This is a genomic window from Streptomyces sp. NPDC015345 (assembly GCF_043078805.1).
GTDB lineage: Bacteria > Actinomycetota > Actinomycetes > Streptomycetales > Streptomycetaceae > Streptomyces.
On the sequence record NZ_JBIBTX010000007.1, the window covers coordinates 1 to 15372 of the forward strand.

The window sequence follows — 15372 nt, forward strand, 5'->3', positions numbered from 1 at the left end:
AGATCTGGAAGCCCGGTAACGGGTGGAGGTGACTGGTACTAATAGGCCGAGGGCTTGTCCTCAGTTGCTCGCGTCCACTGTGTTGGTTCTGAAACAACGAACAGTTGTGTCGGCTGAACAGCGTCACTATTTAATTGAAGAGTGTGCTTGTTCGCTGCCCTGTTTGAGATCCTGCCCTACAGCGGGATATTTCATAGGGTTTCGGTGGTCATAGCGTGAGGGAAACGCCCGGTTACATTCCGAACCCGGAAGCTAAGCCTCAAAGCGCCGATGGTACTGCAGGGGGGACCCTGTGGGAGAGTAGGACGCCGCCGAACAATTTTTGGAGGACCCCTGGTCCCAGCGTCCACGCTGGGACCAGGGGTCCTTTTGTTTTGTCGAAGCGCGCCGGCACCCCGGCTGCGCGAGAATGACTGCGGTACCGAAGACTAGGAGTCACCGATGTCCACCAACTCTCCCGACGAGCGACCGGACCGCGAGCAGCGCGGCCGGGACGGTGGCGACCGGGGCGGATACCGCGGGGCTCCACGGCGGGACAACGACCGCGGCGGAGACCGTGGCGGCTTCCGGCGCGATGACCGTCGCGACAACGACCGTGGCGGTGACCGCGGCGGCGACCGCGGTGGTTTCCGTCGCGATGACAACCGCGGTGGCGGCTTCCGTGGGCGGGACGACCGCCGTGACGACCGCCGTGACGATCGCCGTGAGGGTGACCGTGACCGGGGTGGGCGTCCGCCGTTCCGCCGCGATGACCGGCCCAGCGGGCCCCGCCGTGATGAGCGCGGTGGCGACCGTGACCGTGGTGGTTTCCGTCGTGACGGTGACCGGCCGGCCTTCCGCCGTGACGACCGTGGCGGCGACCGACGTGACGACCGCCGAGATGATCGCGGTGGTGATCGTGGTGGGTTCCGGCGTGATGACAATCGCGGTGGTAGTTTCCGCGGGCGTGATGAGCGTGACAGTGGTGGGCGTCCGCCGTTCCGTCGTGACGACCGCCCCAGTGGGCCCCGTCGTGACGACCGCCGCGACGACCGGCCCAGCGGGCCTCGCCGTGATGACCGCGGTGGTTTCCGTCGTGACGGTGACCGGCCCGCCTTCCGCCGTGACGACCGTGGCGGCGACCGACGCGACGACCGCCGAGATGATCGCGGTGGCGATCGTGGTGGGTTCCGGCGTGATGACAATCGCGGTGGTGGTTTCCGCGGGCGTGATGAGCGTGACAGTGGTGGGCGTCCGCCGTTCCGTCGTGACGACCGCCGTGACGAGCGCCCCAGTGGGCCCCGTCGTGACGACCGGCCCAGCGGACCCCGTCGTGATGACCGTGGTGGTTTCCGTCGTGACGGTGACCGGCCCGCCTTCCGCCGCGATGACCGTGCCGGCGACCGCCGCGATGACCGTGGCGGCGATCGCGGTGGCTTCCGGCGTGATGATCGGCGTGACGACCGTCGCGACGACCGCGGTGGTGACCGCGGTGGCTTCCGTAGGGACGACAGCCGTGGTGGCGGTTACCGCGGGCGTGACGACCGCGGCGGACCGCGCCGTGACGACAGCCGTGGCGGCGGGCGCCCCGGTGGCTTCCGTGGGCGTGACGACCGGCGTGACGGCGACCGTGGTGGGTACCGCGGTGGGCGTGACGACCGGGACCGTGAGCGCGAGCCCATCAAGCGGCTGCCGATCCCGGACGATGTCACCGGGCACGAGATCGACAAGGACGTACAGCAGGAGCTGCAGAGCCTTCCCAAGGGGCTCGCGGAGGACGTCGCCAGGAACCTGGTGATGGTCGCCAAGCTCCTCGACGAGGACCCCGAGCAGGCCTACGCCTACTCGCGGATCGCCCTGCGGCTGGCCTCCAGGGTCGCTGCCGTGCGCGAGGCCGCCGGCTTCGCCGCGTACGCGAACCAGAAGTACAGCGAGGCGCTCGCCGAGTTCCGGGCCGCGCGGCGGATGACGGGCAGCGTCGAGCTGTGGCCCGTCATGGCGGACTGCGAGCGGGGACTCGGCCGGCCCGAGAAGGCGCTGGAGATGGCCGGTGCGCCCGAGGTGCACAAGCTGGACAAGGCGAGCCAGGTCGAGATGCGGCTCGTCGCCGCCGGTGCCCGTCGTGACATGGACCAGATCGACGCCGCCATCGTCACCCTTCAGAGCCCCGAGCTCGCCTCGAACTCGGTGCAGCCCTGGACCGCGCGGCTGCGCTACGCCTACGCCGACGCGCTCCTCGCGGCCGGACGTGAGGACGAGGCGCGCGAGTGGTTCGCGAAGGTCGTCGAGTCCGACAAGGACGGCAGCACCGACGCGTCGGACCGGCTCGCCGAGATGGACGGTGTCGAGTTCGTCGACGCTCTGGTGGAAGACGACGAGGACGCGGATGTCGAGCAGGTCGCGCGCGCCGAGGCGGTGATGGACGCCAAGGACACCGAGGACGCCGAATACACCAAGGATGCCGAGGACGTCGAGGACGTCGAGGACGTCGAGGACTCCGAGGGCGTCGAGGTCGAGTCCGCCGGCTCGCACGACGCGGAGTCGGATGACGACAAGCACTGATCAGTGAGCACGGACTGATCGGCGGTACGAGAAACGGGCGGGACTCCCTGGAGGGGTCCCGCCCGTTCGTCGTATACGGGGGCGTACGGGGGTGGGTGCGTCAGAAGGCGAGGGCGCGCAGGACCAGGCCCGTGGCCGGCTTCGGGCCGAACGACGTGGACTTGCGGGGCATCGTCACGCCCTGGCGGGCCAGGTCGCGGACGACCTCCTCGCGTACCGGGTGCATCAGTATCGCCGTGCCGCCGTCGCGCTCGGCCTTCTCGACGGTCGCCGCCGTGTCGTGGATGTACGCGATGTGTTCCGGGGCATCCGGGATGCGCCACACATGGTCGAGCAGGGTGGCGTGCAGGACCGTCGCGTCCAGGGTGCGCCAGGCCTCGGGATAGCCGCCCGGGATCGTACGGGCGAGCAGGTCCGGCGAGGGCCGGTCGACGAGGTGGAAGGCGCCGTCACCCGCGAGGACGAAGGCGTTGCTCTTGGCGGCGGCCTCGGTCAGGGCGTCGAGCGCGTCGCCCAGGGAGCCCTCGACGGTGCGTACGCGGAAGGAGTCGCCGAGGGCGGTGAGGGCCTCGGACACCGGCAGCCGGTGGAGGTAGCGGTGGATGGCGCGGACGCGCAGGGGATAGCGGGCGGTGTCGACAAGGAGGACCAGGCCGTAGTCCCAGGCGCTCGGCGAGGGGTGCTCGGCGCGCAGGCGCAGGTTGGTCGCCCAGCGGTGGTGGCCATCCGCGATCAGTGCCTGGTGGGCGGCCAGATCTGACTGGATCTCGGCGATCTCCGCCGGGTCCGTCACGGACCACAGGCGGTGCTGGAAGCCGTCCTCGGTGGTCGTCGAGAGGAGCGGCGCGCGCTCGGCTGTGCGTTCGATGACGGCCATCGCGCCGGAGGCTCCGCCGCCGCTCGTGCTGTCGTTGTCGCTGCGGTAGGTCAGCAGGAGCGGTTCCAGGTTGGCGGAGGTCGCCCGCATGAGGGCGGCGCGGTCCTCGACGACGTGCGGCATGACGTCCTCGTGCGGCAGGACGACGCCTTCCTCGGCCTTGGAGAGGCGGAGCGCGCCGATGATGCCGCGCTGGAGGATCTCGTCGTCCCGCTGTTCGTAGACGTACAGGCTCGGCTCGGCGTCCGGCGCGAGGATGCCTTCGCGGAGCCAGGCGTGCAGGGTGTCCGCCGCCTGCTGGTTGCGGGCGGCCGGGGTGGTGGCCTGCGGCAGGATCAGCCGGACGATGTTGTGCGGGTCGGCGGACTCCAGGTGGAGCAGACCGTCGGGACGTACGACCACGTCGTACGGGGGTGAGGTCACCGCGGCCAGACTGCCGACCTGTTCGGGGACGTAGCGCACGCCCCGGAACGGGATCAGGTCGAGGCCGGCTGCGTCCGTGTGACCCGCTGTGTTCATTGGGGCATCGTATGTGTGTCAGTGGCATGAGCGATGATCGGGGGAGTGGGATCGATCGAGGAGCGATGTGTAATGAGCCAGACCGCAGGCCACGGTGCGGGCGGGAGCGCCAGGACGCGGCCCGAGGGCAGCAGCCGGGCGCTGAGTGAGGCCTATGACACGGCGCTGCTCGATCTGGACGGGGTGGTGTACGCGGGCGGTCACGCCATCGCGTACGCCGTCGAGTCGCTCGGGACCGCGCGTGAGGGCGGGATGCACCTCGCGTACGTGACGAACAACGCGCTGCGCACGCCGGACGCGGTGGCGGAGCATCTGACGGAGCTCGGTATCGAGACGGCCGCGTCGGATGTGATCACTTCGGCGCAGGCCGTGGCCCGCCTGGTGAGTGAGCATGTGCCCGAGGGCGCGCGGGTGTTGGTGATCGGCGGTGAGGGGCTGCGGGTCGCGCTGCGGGAGCGGGGCCTTGAGCCGGTCGAGTCGGCGGACGACGATCCGGCGGCGGTCGTGCAGGGGTACGGCGGGCCGGATCTGGCGTGGGGGCGCTTCGCCGAGGCCAGTTACGCGGTCGCGCGGGGTGTGCCGTGGTTCGCGTCGAACACCGACCTGACGATCCCGAGTGCGCGGGGCATCGCGCCGGGCAATGGCGCGGCGGTGGAGGTCGTACGTATCGCTACGGGCGCCGAGCCGCACGTGGCGGGCAAGCCGCTGCCTCCGATGCACCGGGAGACGATCCTGCGGACGGGGGCCGAGCGGCCGCTGGTCGTGGGCGACCGGCTGGACACGGACATCGAGGGCGCCTTCCACGGCGGGGTGGACTCGCTGCTCGTGCTGACGGGTGTCACGGACGGCGCGCAGCTGGTCGCCGCGCGGCCGGAGCACCGGCCGACGTACGTGGACGCGGATCTGCGCGGCATGCTCACCGGGCAGCCCGAGGTCGCCCCCGTGGAGGGCGGATTCGGCTGCGGCGGCTGGACCGCCGTGGTGCGGGGCGGTGAGCTGGCGCTGGACGGTGAGGGCGGGGTCATGGACGGGCTGCGGGCGCTGTGCGCGGCGGCCTGGACGGAAGCGGGGGGCGGCGTGTGCAAGCTCGATGCGGGCAAGGCGTTGTCGCGGCTCGGGGTGTAGGGCCGGGCGTCCTCAGGGCCTCGGCCCCTGCACCGCCGCCGCTCGCTCAACTCCCGCTCACGGGATAGCGCTCACGGGTTCTCGCCGCGGTCGATCAGTTCGTCCGTCGTCGTGTGCTTGCGCCAGTAGCCCGAGAACGACACCCGCTCGCGGTCGAAGCCCCGCTCGGTGACCAGGTGGCGGCGGACCGCCTTGACTGTCGAGGACTCGCCGGCGATCCAGGCGTAGGGCGTGCCCTCGGGGAGCGCGGCGCCGCGGATCGCGTCCGGGGTGGTGCCCTCCCTGGTGAGCCAGTGGATCTCCGCGTCCGCCTCGGTGGGCAGGGCCTGGCGGTCGGCCAGGTCGTGGACCTCGATCCAGACGCGTGTCGGCAGGGCGGGCGGGAGGGTTTCGAGGATGGCCGCGACCGCCGGGAGCGCCGACTCGTCGGCGGTCAGGAGTAGCCAGTCGGTGTCCCGCGGCGGCCGGAAGTCGTACGCCGCGTTCTCCTCGTCGACCGGGGCGAGGACGCCGACGCGGGCGCCGGGCCGCGCGGTCCGTGCCCAGCTGGTGGCGGGGCCGTCGGCGGGCGAGGGGGCCGCGCCGTGGACGGCGAAGTCGACGATCAGTTCGTCGGGGTCGCGGCGCAGGTCGCGGGTCGTGTACGTACGCATGATGCCGCGCACCGCCGGGTCGAGGGCGCACCACGCGGCGTACCACTCGGAGGCGTCGCCGGTGTCCGTGTCAGGCATCACGGGCTCGTCCTGGCCCGGGTGCGGCAGGAAGATCTTGATGCGCTGGTCCAGGCCGGCGGACGCCATCCGCCGCAGGCCGGGGCCGCCGAAGGCGACGCGGATCATGGCGGGCGTCAGGTGCTCGGCGCGCAGGACCTGGACGTCGAAGTACTGGTACGGGGAGTCGGTCATCGCTTGAGCCTCTTCGACCTCTTGACGGCGGCGGCGAGCGCGTCGCCATGGCGGGCGCACCGCGTCTGCCGGGGGGCGGATCAAGGGCAGTGCGAGGGTAGGCTAACCTAACCCGGTGTTGGTCGACAGTCCCCCAGAACCTCGCGCGCAGACCGCTCCCGCGCCCCCGAAACGCCTTGCGATACGCACGGTCGGGCTGCTCGTCTCGGCGGCCGTCCTCCTGCTCGTCTTCCTCGCGAGCATCGCGGTCGGCGCCAAGTCGATGCCCCTGGACCAGGTGTGGCACGGGCTGTTCCACGACTCGGGGACGTACGGCGACGTGGTCGTGGGGGAGCGGCTCGCGCGCAGCCTGCTCGGGCTGCTCGCCGGCGCCGCCCTCGGCCTGTCCGGCGCCGTCCTCCAGGCGCTCACCCGCAATCCGCTGGCCGACCCCGGGCTCCTCGGCATCAACCTGGGCGCGTCGTCGGCGGTCGTCACCGCCATCAGCTTCTTCGGCGTCACCTCGCTGAGCGGCTATGTGTGGTTCGCCTTCCTCGGGGCGTCGCTCGTCGGTGTCCTGCTCTATCTCCTGGGCGGTGCGCGCGGCGCGACGCCGGTGCGGCTCGCGCTCGCCGGTACCGCGATCAGCGCCGCGCTCTACGGCTATCTCCAGGCCGTCATGATCATGGACGGTGCCGCGCTCAGCAAGATGCGGTTCTGGACGGTCGGTTCGCTGGCCTCCGCCAACATGGAGACCATCCGGCAGGTTCTGCCCTTCCTCGCGGTCGGCACCGTGCTCGCGCTCGGCCTCGCCCGGCCGCTGAACGCCATGGCCATGGGTGACGACACCGCCCGTGCGCTCGGTGCCCACCTGACGCGTACGCGCGCGCTGTCGATGGCGGCGGCGACGCTGCTGTGCGGGGCCGCGACCGCCGCCTGCGGGCCGATCGTGTTCGTCGGCCTGATGGTGCCGCACATCGTGCGCTCCTTCACCGGGCCCGACATGCGCTGGATCCTGCCGTACGCGGCCGTCCTGTCGCCGGTTCTGCTGCTCGGCGCGGACGTCGTCGGACGGATCGTGGCGCGGCCCTCGGAACTCCAGGTGGGGATCGTGACCGCCGTCATCGGCGCACCCGTCTTCATCCTTCTCGTACGACGGCGGAAGTTGGCCCAGCTGTGAAGGCGATACGCACCCGGGGCGGCTACTCCGTCCGGCTCGATGTCCGCACGGCCGTGGTCGTCGCCCTGCTGGTCGTCGCCGCGCTCGCCGCGAGCGTCGTACTGATCGGCACCGGCGACTTCGAGATCCCGGCCGCCGATGTCGTGCGCACCCTGCTCGGCGACGGCAACGCCGGGCAGGAGTTCATCGTCAACGAACTGCGGCTGCCACGGGTCCTCGTCGGGCTCCTGGTGGGCGCGGCCCTCGGACTCGGCGGCGCACTCTTCCAGTCCATCGCCCGCAACCCGCTCGGCAGTCCCGATGTACTCGGCCTCGGGCAGGGGGCGACCGCCGGCGCGCTCACCATGATCGTCCTGTTCCAGGGCAGCGCGGTCGAGGTCGCGGGCGGCGCGCTCGTCGGCGGTCTCGTCACCGGCCTCGCCATCTATCTGCTGGCCTGGAAGCGCGGGGTGCACGGCTACCGGCTCGTCCTGGTCGGCATCGGAGTCTCCGCGTTCATCACGGCCGTCAACGGCTATCTGCTCACCAAGGCGGACTTCGTCGACGCCGCCCGCGCCGTCGTCTGGATGACCGGCTCCCTCGACGGCCGCGACTGGGACCAGGTCCGGCCGCTGCTCGTGCTCTGCGCCGTCCTCGTGCCAGTCGTCCTCGTGTACGGGCGTCCGCTGCGGATGCTGGAGATGGGCGACGACGTCGCGAACGCGCTCGGCGTACGCGTGGAGCGCACCCGCCTCGTCCTGCTCACCGCCTCCGTGCTGCTCACCGCGGCCGCCACCGCCGCCGCGGGTCCGGTCAGCTTCGTGGCGCTCACCGCGCCGCAGCTGGCCCGGCGCCTCACGCGCTCGCCCGGCCCGAACCTCATGCCTGCCATGTTCATGGGCGCCGCCCTGCTGATCGTCGCGGACTTCGCCTCACAGCGGGCCTTCGGCGCCGACCAGTTGCCCGTCGGCGTGGTCACCGGCGTACTCGGCGGCGGCTATCTGCTGTGGCTGCTCGTCACGCAGCGCAAGGCGGGGCGGATATGAGGCCGCGGGTGCCCGCCGGGCCGGGAAGCCCCGCCACGAACATGAACTCGTACCACCCCCCGACCAGGAGCGTGCTGCTGTGAACCGGCTCATCGCCGACGACGTCACCCTCGGCTATGACCAGCGCGTCATCGCGGAGAAGCTGTCCGTCGAGATCCCCGACAACTCCTTCACCGTGATCGTGGGGCCCAACGCCTGCGGCAAGTCCACGCTGCTGCGCGCCCTGTCCCGGATGCTCAAGCCCGCCGCCGGGCGGGTGCTGCTCGACGGGAGCGTCATCCAGTCGATGCCCGCGAAGAAGGTCGCCAAGACGCTCGGGCTGCTGCCGCAGTCGTCCATCGCGCCCGACGGCATCACGGTCGGCGACCTGGTCGCGCGCGGCCGCTACCCCCACCAGGGGCTTCTGCGGCAGTGGTCGAAGGAGGACGAGCGGATCGTCGACGAGTCGATGGACGCGACGGGCGTACGCGAACTCGCCGATCGCTATGTCGACGAACTCTCCGGCGGCCAGCGCCAGCGCGTGTGGATCGCCATGGCGCTCGCCCAGCAGACGCCGCTGCTGCTGCTCGACGAGCCGACGACGTTCCTCGACATCCAGCACCAGCTCGACGTCCTTGACCTCTGCGCCGATCTCCACGAGAAGCAGGGCCGCACCCTCGTCGCCGTCCTGCACGACCTGAACCACGCCGCCCGCTACGCCACCCACCTCATCGCCCTGCGCGACGGCGCGGTGATCGCCGAGGGCGCGCCCGCCGACATCGTCACGGCGGAGCTGGTGGAGCAGACGTTCGGCATCCAGTGCCGGATCATCGACGATCCGGAGAGCGGGACGCCGCTGGTGATCCCCGTGGCCCGGGCGGGGCGCAGCAATTCGACCCAAGCCGCTAAAGCAGCGACCTGAGCTTCAACAGGTCCCGGAAGCCCGCCTCCAGCTTGACCCGGCCCGAGGCCCAGGCCTTCGCGAAGCCGAGCTCGCCGTCCACCAGCGCGACCAGGTCGTCGCCGGTCATCGCCAGGCGGATCTCGGCCTTCTCGCGGGGTGGTCCCGGGCGGGTGCCGAGCACCGTGATCCGGCCGTTCTCGAGCCGGCCGGTGAAGGTGACGTCGAGGTCGGTGAGACGGCAGCTCAGCGAGCGGTTCAGGGCGGCGGCGCCGCGCACGTCGCCGTCGGCGGACGCGAGGGTGTCCGAGAGTCTGTCGAGTGCCGTACGGCACTCCGCCATGGTCGCCATCGTGATCGACGGTACCGCAGCGCTTCGGGGTAGCGTCGTGCCATGAGCGACTCTCACGCGGGCCCCGAAGAGGGAGAGGCGGCAAAGCCGGAGCCTCTGGTTCCGGACGAACCGTCGTACGACCCGGCCGCGCCCGCGCCCCTCGGTGTCGAGCGCACGCCCACCGGTAACGCCGAGGTGGACGCCGGCCTCGCCCGGCTCGGCGACGCCGACCACCTCGCCACGGACGGCCACATCGAGGTGTACGAGGATGTACACCGGGGCCTGCGCGACGCGCTGACCGCGCTCGACCAGCGCCCCGGCCCACCGGCGCCCGCAACAGCGCCCGCATCGTCTGACAACAGGAGCTGAACCGAACGTGGCAGGAGTGGCACGACGCCGCCTCGACGCCGAGCTCGTCCGCCGGAAGCTCGCGCGCTCGCGCGAGCACGCGAGCCAGCTGATCGCCGCCGGCCGCGTCTCGGTCGGCAAGACCGTCGCGACCAAGGCCGCGACCCAGGTGGAGACGGCCGCCCCGATCGTGGTCTCGCAGGACGACAGCGACCCCGACTACGTCTCGCGGGGCGGCCACAAACTCGCGGGCGCCCTCGCCGCGTTCGTGCCGCAGGGGCTGGTCGTCGAGGGGCGGCGCGCGCTCGACGCGGGCGCCTCCACCGGCGGCTTCACGGACGTGCTGCTGCGGGCCGGTGCCGCGCACGTCGTCGCCGTCGACGTAGGGTACGGCCAGCTCGCCTGGTCGCTGCAGAGCGACGACCGGGTCACCGTCAAGGACCGGACGAACGTACGCGAGCTGACGCCCGAGGCGATCGACGGCGTGCCCGTCGACATCGTCGTCGGCGACCTCTCCTTCATCCCGCTCGGCCTGGTGCTGCCCGCCCTCGTGCGGTGCGCGGCCCCCGACGCGGACCTGGTGCTCATGGTCAAGCCGCAGTTCGAGGTCGGCAAGGAACGGCTCGGCAGCGGCGGCGTGGTACGCAGCGCGGAGCTGCGGGCCGATGCCGTGCGTGGCGTCGCGCGGCAGGCGTGGGGGCTCGGCCTCGGGGTACGCGGGGTGACCGCCAGCCCGCTGCCCGGGCCCTCCGGGAACGTCGAGTACTTTCTGTGGCTGCGCGCCGGGGCCGACGAGCTGGACCCGGCGGACGTTGACCGTGCCGTGGCGGAGGGGCCCCGTTGACCGAGAGCCGAGTGACCCAGACCAGAGCGCGTACCGTTTTCCTGCTCGCGCACACCGGACGGCCCGCGGCCATCCGCAGCGCCGAGCTGGTCGTCCAGGGGCTGCTGCGCCATGGCATCGGCGTACGGGTCCTCAAGGCGGAGGCGGCGGACCTGCCACTGCCCTCCGAGGTCGAGTCGGTGCAGGAGGCCACGGCCGACTGCATCGACGACTGCGAGCTGATCGTGGTGCTCGGCGGCGACGGGACGCTGCTGCGCGGCGCCGACTTCGCGCGGGCCTCCGGGGTACCGATGCTCGGCGTCAACCTCGGGCGCGTGGGCTTCCTCGCGGAGGCCGAGCGGGACGACCTCGACCGGGTCGTCGACCGCGTGGTCACCAAGACGTACGAGGTCGAGGAGCGCATGACGATCGACGTCATCGTGCACCGCAACGGCGACATCGTGCACCGCGACTGGGCGCTGAACGAGGCCGCCGTCCAGAAGGTGTCGCCCGAGCGGATGCTCGAAGTCGTCCTGGAGATCGACGGGCGGCCGGTCACCGGCTTCGGCTGCGACGGCATCGTCTGCGCGACGCCGACCGGTTCGACGGCGTACGCGTTCTCGGCGGGCGGGCCCGTGGTGTGGCCGGAGGTGGAGGCGCTGCTCATGGTGCCGATCAGCGCGCACGCCCTGTTCGCCAAGCCGCTGGTGACCTCGCCCGACTCCGTGCTCGCCGTCGAGGTCCAGCCGCACACGCCGCACGGGGTGCTGTGGTGCGACGGGCGGCGGACCGTCGAGCTGCCCGCGGGGGCGCGGGTGGAGGTGCGCAGGGGCGCGGTGCCGGTGCGGCTCGCGCGGCTGCACCACGCGTCGTTCACCGACCGGCTCGTCGCCAAGTTCGCGCTGCCGGTGGCCGGTTGGCGGGGGGCACCCCACTAGTCGTACGGGTGAGGGCGCTACCCCTCGTACAGGTCGTACGCGTCGGGCGGGTGAGGGCGTTATGTCCCTGCGACCACCGAGATCGCCCGCTCGCGCATGACGGCGCGCACCGGGAGCCCGGTGGCCAGCAGGGTCAGCAGCAGCGTGCCCGTCGCGACCCCGGCGGGCACCGGCCACGGCAGGTACGGCAGGGCCGCGCCGAACGCCGTGCTGAGGATCGGCGCCAGCGTGCCCAGGGCGATCGCGCCGCCGAGCAGCAGCGCGGTCCCGGCGACGACCACGGCCTCCCAGGCCGCCATGGCCCGTACCTGGGCGCGCTGACCGCCCACCACCCGCAGCAGCGCCACGTCACGGCGGCGCTCGAAGGAGATCATGGCGAGGGTGTTCGCCGCGGCGATGGCGGCGAAGCCCGCGTACAGCCCCGTGCCCACGTAGTCGAGCCAGACCTCGCCGGGGCTGCCGGCCGAGCCGGTGTGGTGCTGGGCCGTCGTGTGCATGCCGATCTTGGTGAGGCCGAAGCCCACGACCAGGACGAGGGGCACGACCGCGGCGGAGAAGCGGCGGGGCTGCGAGCGGACGTTGAGCATCGCGAGCCGGGCGCTCGGGCCGAACCGGCCGACCAGCGCCGAGACCAGCCAGGCCGCCGGGCCGACGATGCGCGGACCGAGCAGACCGGCACCGACGCAGAAGAGGATGAGCACGAGGAACGCGCCCTCGCTCGCCTCGGCCGCGGGCTGCTTCGACAGGAGCACCGAGACGGCGCAGGCCCCCGCGACCGCGATCACCCCGAGCGGCGCCCGCAGCATGCCGAGACCGCGCCGCCCTGTCGCCGCCTCGGAGAGCGCGCGGGCCGGGCGCAGCAGAGAGAAGCGCAGCGCCGAGAGCAGGGCCGCGAGCGTCGTCGTCACCACGGCCACGCCGACGCACACCGGCAGCGCGAGCCAGCTGAAGCGGAAGTCGGCCTCGGCGGGCAGCAGCCCGTGGGAGACCATGCCCGCGTGCCACCAGCGGGCGCCGAAGCCGCCGAGCACGAAGCCGGCGAGGGAGGCGGGGACGGAAGCGGCGAGGGCCTGCACGGCCACCGCGCGGCGGACCTGGCGGGGCTTGGCACCGATGGAACGGACCAGGGCCAGCTCACGGTGCTGCTGCGCGACGGCGGTGCCCATGGTCGAGACGACCACGAATATCGACATGTAGATGGAGCCGATCAACAAGACGACCGCCATGTCGCCGACGCCGTTCTCCGCGATCTGCCGGCGCGCCGAGGCGGAGAGCCCGGTAGTGCTGCCGGTGCTCGTCGTGGTGAGCATCATCGTCGACGCGCTCACCACGGTCGCCGCGAAGAGCGCGGCGACCGCCGTGCCCATGAATGCCGGGCGGTGCGCGCGCAGCGCCGCCTGTGCCAGTCCTGTCGTCATGTGGATCATGGTCGTGGCGGGGCAGGGGCGGGCACCATGCGGCGGGCCGGTGGATCTTGCTGGGGGTAGCCCCACCCCGGGGTGCGGCGCGCCTTCGCGGGGCCCACTCCCGCGAGTGACAGCGGGCTCGGACTTGCCGCCACCACCTGGGCCTTCACCAAGAGAGCGCAGGGCCCGTCGCACATCGGGCCCGTGACCTCGTAAGGTCGTGTCCGTGTTGGAGGAGATGCGGATACGGTCGCTCGGAGTCATCGACGACGCGGTCGTCGAGCTGTCACCAGGGTTCACCGCCGTGACGGGTGAGACCGGCGCGGGCAAGACGATGGTGGTCACGAGCCTTGGCCTGCTGCTCGGCGGGCGCGCGGATCCCGCCCTGGTGCGGATCGGCGCGAAGTCGGCGGTGGTGGAGGGGCGGCTCGCTGTGCCCGCCGACTCCTCGGCGGCCGTGCGCGCGGAGGAGGCCGGGGCCGAACTGGACGAAGGGGCGCTGCTGATCAGCCGGACCGTCTCGGCGGAAGGGCGCTCCCGGGCGCATCTCGGCGGGCGCTCGGTGCCGGTGGGTCTGCTCTCCGAACTCGCCGATGACCTGGTCGCCGTGCACGGCCAGACCGACCAGCAGGGCCTGCTGAAGCCCGCCAGGCAGCGCGGCGCCCTCGACCGGTACGCGGGCGACGCGGTGGCCGTGCCGCTCGCCAAGTACACGGCCGCGTACCGCAGGCTGCGGGCCGTCACCGCCGAGGTCGAGGAGATCACCACGCGCGCGCGGGAGCGCGCCCAGGAGGCGGATCTGCTGCGCTTCGGCCTCGAAGAGATCGGCGGTGTCGAACCGCGCGCGGGCGAGGACACCGAACTCGCCTCCGAGGCGGAGCGGCTCGGCCACGCGGAGGCCCTCGCCTCCGCCGCCACGTCCGCGCACGCCGCCCTCGCGGGCAACCCCGAGGACCCCGAAGGCATCGATGCCTCGACGCTCGTGGCGGGCGCTTCCCGGGCCCTTGAGGCGGTACGTTCCCACGACCCCGCCCTGTCCGCCCTCGCGGAGCGCCTCGGTGAGATCGGGATCCTGCTGGCCGACGTGGCCCAGGAACTCGCCGGGTACGCCGACGACCTGGACGCCGATCCGCTGCGGCTCGCCGCGGTCGAGGAGCGGCGGGCCGCGCTGACCCAGCTCACCCGGAAGTACGGCGCGGACATCGACGCCGTGCTGGCCTGGGCCGAGGAAGGGGCCGCGCGCCTGACCGAGCTGGAGGGCGACGACGACCGGCTCGACGAACTGGTCGCCGAGCGGGACGCGCTGCGGGCCGAACTGGCGGGGCTGGCGCAGGCGTTGACCGACGCGCGGCAGGAGGCCGCCTCGCGGTTCGCGGCGGCCGTCACCGAAGAGCTCGCCTCGCTGGCGATGCCCCACGCGCGCGTGTCGATCGCCATCAGCAGCACGGAGGTTCCCGAGGGGGCCGACGGAGTCATGATCGGTGGCCGCACGGTCGCGTACGGCCCGGCGGGCGTCGACGAGGTGGAACTCCTCCTCGCCCCACACCCGGGCGCACCGCCCCGGCCCATCGCCAAGGGCGCATCCGGCGGTGAGCTGTCGCGCGTGATGCTCGCCGTCGAGGTGGTCTTCGCGGGCACGGACCCGGTCCCGACGTACCTCTTCGACGAGGTCGACGCGGGCGTCGGCGGCAAGGCGGCGGTCGAGATCGGCCGGCGCCTCGCGCGGCTGGCCAAGTCGGCGCAGGTCGTGGTCGTCACGCACCTTCCGCAGGTCGCGGCGTTCGCCGACCGGCAGCTGCTGGTCGAGAAGACGCACGACGGCATGGTGACCCGCTCCGGGGTCCAGGTCCTGGAGGGCGAGGACCGCGTGCGGGAGTTGTCGCGGATGCTGGCGGGCCAGGAGGACTCGGAGACGGCCCGCGCGCACGCGGAGGAACTGCTGGCGACGGCCAGGGCGGATATGTAGCCGCCCCGCCAGGGGCGCGGGGGGCGTGAGCGGCCGTCGATATGCCGCGGACGCGTCTGGCGGGTGACCGTGCAGACGCGTCCGCGGGTCGTGGGGGCTGAGCGCGCAGTTCCCCGCGCCCCTGAAGGTCGCTTCGACGGCCGCCTCGTAAGTGCGACGCGGGAGCGCACGCCCTGGCCGCCGCCCCGGCCGTGCTCGCGCCGGGCGCGCCGGGGCTGCTGCGCAAGAGGCCCGGCGCGGTCGTCGCCGCCTCCTCCACGGGCGCGGCGGCGGCCGTACTGCCGGACGACCTCGGCGAACGCGCGATGATCGGCGACGCCGGAGCGCACGCCCTGGACGCCGCCCTCGCCACCGCGATCGCCCTGGGCAACGGCCGCGCGGGCCTGGCCGCCCACGCGGCGGCGGTGGTGGTCGCGGCGGTGTGCGGCGACAGGATCTCCCCGGTGGTCGCGGGGGCGTAACGGGAACATGCGCCCCCCGGACACCAGCACGTCGAAGTGCCTGCGCGGGGCGGCGCGGGCCGCCA

The 15372-nt window shown here is 72.7% G+C and carries 14 protein-coding genes, 1 rRNA gene and 1 pseudogene; 11 read left to right on the plus strand and 5 right to left on the minus strand.

Going from position 1 to position 15372, the window contains the following annotated elements:
• The first annotated feature begins 200 nt into the window (after positions 1 to 200).
• Positions 201 to 317: ribosomal RNA gene (gene rrf, locus ACF062_RS26990) — 5S ribosomal RNA — on the plus strand.
• A gap of 118 nt (positions 318 to 435) precedes the next feature.
• Here rrf and ACF062_RS26995 read toward each other — a convergent pair.
• On the minus strand, positions 436 to 1698 hold the full coding sequence (locus ACF062_RS26995) for a hypothetical protein (RefSeq protein ID WP_392142703.1): 1263 nt from the start codon (positions 1696 to 1698) through the stop codon (positions 436 to 438).
• On the opposite strand from ACF062_RS26995, the gene ACF062_RS27000 reads away from it, so the two are divergent.
• Positions 1669 to 2541: a hypothetical protein gene (locus ACF062_RS27000; RefSeq protein WP_392142675.1), complete on the plus strand. Its 873-nt coding sequence runs from the start codon at positions 1669 to 1671 to the stop codon at positions 2539 to 2541. The genes ACF062_RS26995 and ACF062_RS27000 overlap by 30 nt on opposite strands.
• Before the next feature lie 100 nt (positions 2542 to 2641).
• On the opposite strand, the gene ACF062_RS27005 is transcribed toward ACF062_RS27000, so the two are convergent.
• Positions 2642 to 3937 (minus strand): DUF1015 domain-containing protein, encoded by a 1296-nt coding sequence (locus ACF062_RS27005; protein WP_392142052.1) that lies wholly within the window; start codon positions 3935 to 3937, stop codon positions 2642 to 2644.
• 72 nt (positions 3938 to 4009) lie between these two features.
• Here ACF062_RS27005 and ACF062_RS27010 point away from each other — a divergent pair, with 72 nt between their 5' ends.
• On the plus strand, positions 4010 to 5062 hold the full coding sequence (locus ACF062_RS27010; protein ID WP_392142054.1) for an HAD-IIA family hydrolase: 1053 nt from the start codon (positions 4010 to 4012) through the stop codon (positions 5060 to 5062).
• A 71-nt stretch (positions 5063 to 5133) separates the two neighbouring features.
• Here the strand turns inward: ACF062_RS27010 and ACF062_RS27015 are convergent, their stop codons facing one another.
• Positions 5134 to 5967, minus strand: coding sequence for a siderophore-interacting protein (locus tag ACF062_RS27015; protein ID WP_392142056.1), 834 nt, complete (start codon positions 5965 to 5967; stop codon positions 5134 to 5136).
• A 115-nt stretch (positions 5968 to 6082) separates the two neighbouring features.
• On the opposite strand from ACF062_RS27015, the gene ACF062_RS27020 reads away from it, so the two are divergent.
• The 3 genes from ACF062_RS27020 (at position 6083) to ACF062_RS27030 (ending at position 9052) form a co-directional block, all read left to right on the plus strand.
• Positions 6083 to 7126, plus strand: coding sequence for a FecCD family ABC transporter permease (locus ACF062_RS27020; protein ID WP_392142058.1), 1044 nt, complete (start codon positions 6083 to 6085; stop codon positions 7124 to 7126).
• On the plus strand, positions 7123 to 8151 hold the full coding sequence (locus ACF062_RS27025) for a FecCD family ABC transporter permease (RefSeq protein WP_392142060.1): 1029 nt from the start codon (positions 7123 to 7125) through the stop codon (positions 8149 to 8151). Before ACF062_RS27020 ends, ACF062_RS27025 begins: the two co-directional genes overlap by 4 nt.
• Positions 8152 to 8230: 79 nt before the next feature.
• Positions 8231 to 9052, plus strand: a complete 822-nt coding sequence (locus tag ACF062_RS27030; RefSeq protein ID WP_392142062.1) for an ABC transporter ATP-binding protein — start codon at positions 8231 to 8233, stop codon at positions 9050 to 9052.
• Here ACF062_RS27030 and ACF062_RS27035 read toward each other — a convergent pair.
• Positions 9036 to 9383, minus strand: a complete 348-nt coding sequence (locus tag ACF062_RS27035) for an alkyl sulfatase C-terminal domain-containing protein (protein WP_392142064.1) — start codon at positions 9381 to 9383, stop codon at positions 9036 to 9038. The genes ACF062_RS27030 and ACF062_RS27035 overlap by 17 nt on opposite strands.
• 42 nt (positions 9384 to 9425) lie before the next feature.
• Here ACF062_RS27035 and ACF062_RS27040 point away from each other — a divergent pair, with 42 nt between their 5' ends.
• Genes ACF062_RS27040 through ACF062_RS27050 form a run of 3 tightly spaced genes read left to right on the plus strand, consistent with a single transcriptional unit; the run spans position 9426 to position 11474 of the window.
• On the plus strand, positions 9426 to 9734 hold the full coding sequence (locus ACF062_RS27040; protein WP_392142066.1) for a hypothetical protein: 309 nt from the start codon (positions 9426 to 9428) through the stop codon (positions 9732 to 9734).
• A gap of 7 nt (positions 9735 to 9741) precedes the next feature.
• Positions 9742 to 10557 carry a TlyA family RNA methyltransferase gene (locus ACF062_RS27045; RefSeq protein ID WP_392142068.1) on the plus strand — a complete coding sequence of 272 codons (816 nt, stop codon included), beginning with the start codon at positions 9742 to 9744 and terminating at the stop codon, positions 10555 to 10557.
• Positions 10558 to 10568: 11 nt separating this feature from the next.
• A complete protein-coding gene (locus tag ACF062_RS27050) occupies positions 10569 to 11474 on the plus strand; it encodes an NAD kinase (RefSeq protein ID WP_223773841.1) in 906 nt (301 codons plus the stop codon).
• 59 nt (positions 11475 to 11533) lie between these two features.
• On the opposite strand, the gene ACF062_RS27055 is transcribed toward ACF062_RS27050, so the two are convergent.
• Positions 11534 to 12892: an FtsX-like permease family protein gene (locus tag ACF062_RS27055; RefSeq protein ID WP_392142070.1), complete on the minus strand. Its 1359-nt coding sequence runs from the start codon at positions 12890 to 12892 to the stop codon at positions 11534 to 11536.
• Between the two features lie 226 nt (positions 12893 to 13118).
• On the opposite strand from ACF062_RS27055, the gene recN reads away from it, so the two are divergent.
• Both recN and ACF062_RS27065 read left to right on the plus strand, forming a co-directional pair.
• A complete protein-coding gene (gene recN / locus ACF062_RS27060) occupies positions 13119 to 14846 on the plus strand; it encodes a DNA repair protein RecN (RefSeq protein WP_392142676.1) in 1728 nt (575 codons plus the stop codon).
• A 179-nt stretch (positions 14847 to 15025) separates the two neighbouring features.
• Positions 15026 to 15307: pseudogene (locus ACF062_RS27065) on the plus strand (hypothetical protein); the annotation flags it as partial.
• Between the last annotated feature and the right edge of the window lie 65 nt (positions 15308 to 15372).

Excerpts from the sequence above, each read along its gene's own strand:
- recN (WP_392142676.1), top strand. The coding sequence starts at position 13,119 with ATGCGGATACGGTCGCTCGGAGTCATCGACGACGCGGTCGTCGAGCTG.
- ACF062_RS27055 (WP_392142070.1), bottom strand. The coding sequence starts at position 12,892 with ATGACGACAGGACTGGCACAGGCGGCGCTGCGCGCGCACCGCCCGGCA.
- ACF062_RS27040 (WP_392142066.1), top strand. The coding sequence starts at position 9,426 with ATGAGCGACTCTCACGCGGGCCCCGAAGAGGGAGAGGCGGCAAAGCCG.
- ACF062_RS27015 (WP_392142056.1), bottom strand. The coding sequence starts at position 5,967 with ATGACCGACTCCCCGTACCAGTACTTCGACGTCCAGGTCCTGCGCGCC.
- ACF062_RS27010 (WP_392142054.1), top strand. The coding sequence starts at position 4,010 with ATGAGCCAGACCGCAGGCCACGGTGCGGGCGGGAGCGCCAGGACGCGG.
- ACF062_RS27005 (WP_392142052.1), bottom strand. The coding sequence starts at position 3,937 with ATGAACACAGCGGGTCACACGGACGCAGCCGGCCTCGACCTGATCCCG.
- ACF062_RS27035 (WP_392142064.1), bottom strand. The coding sequence starts at position 9,383 with ATGGCGACCATGGCGGAGTGCCGTACGGCACTCGACAGACTCTCGGAC.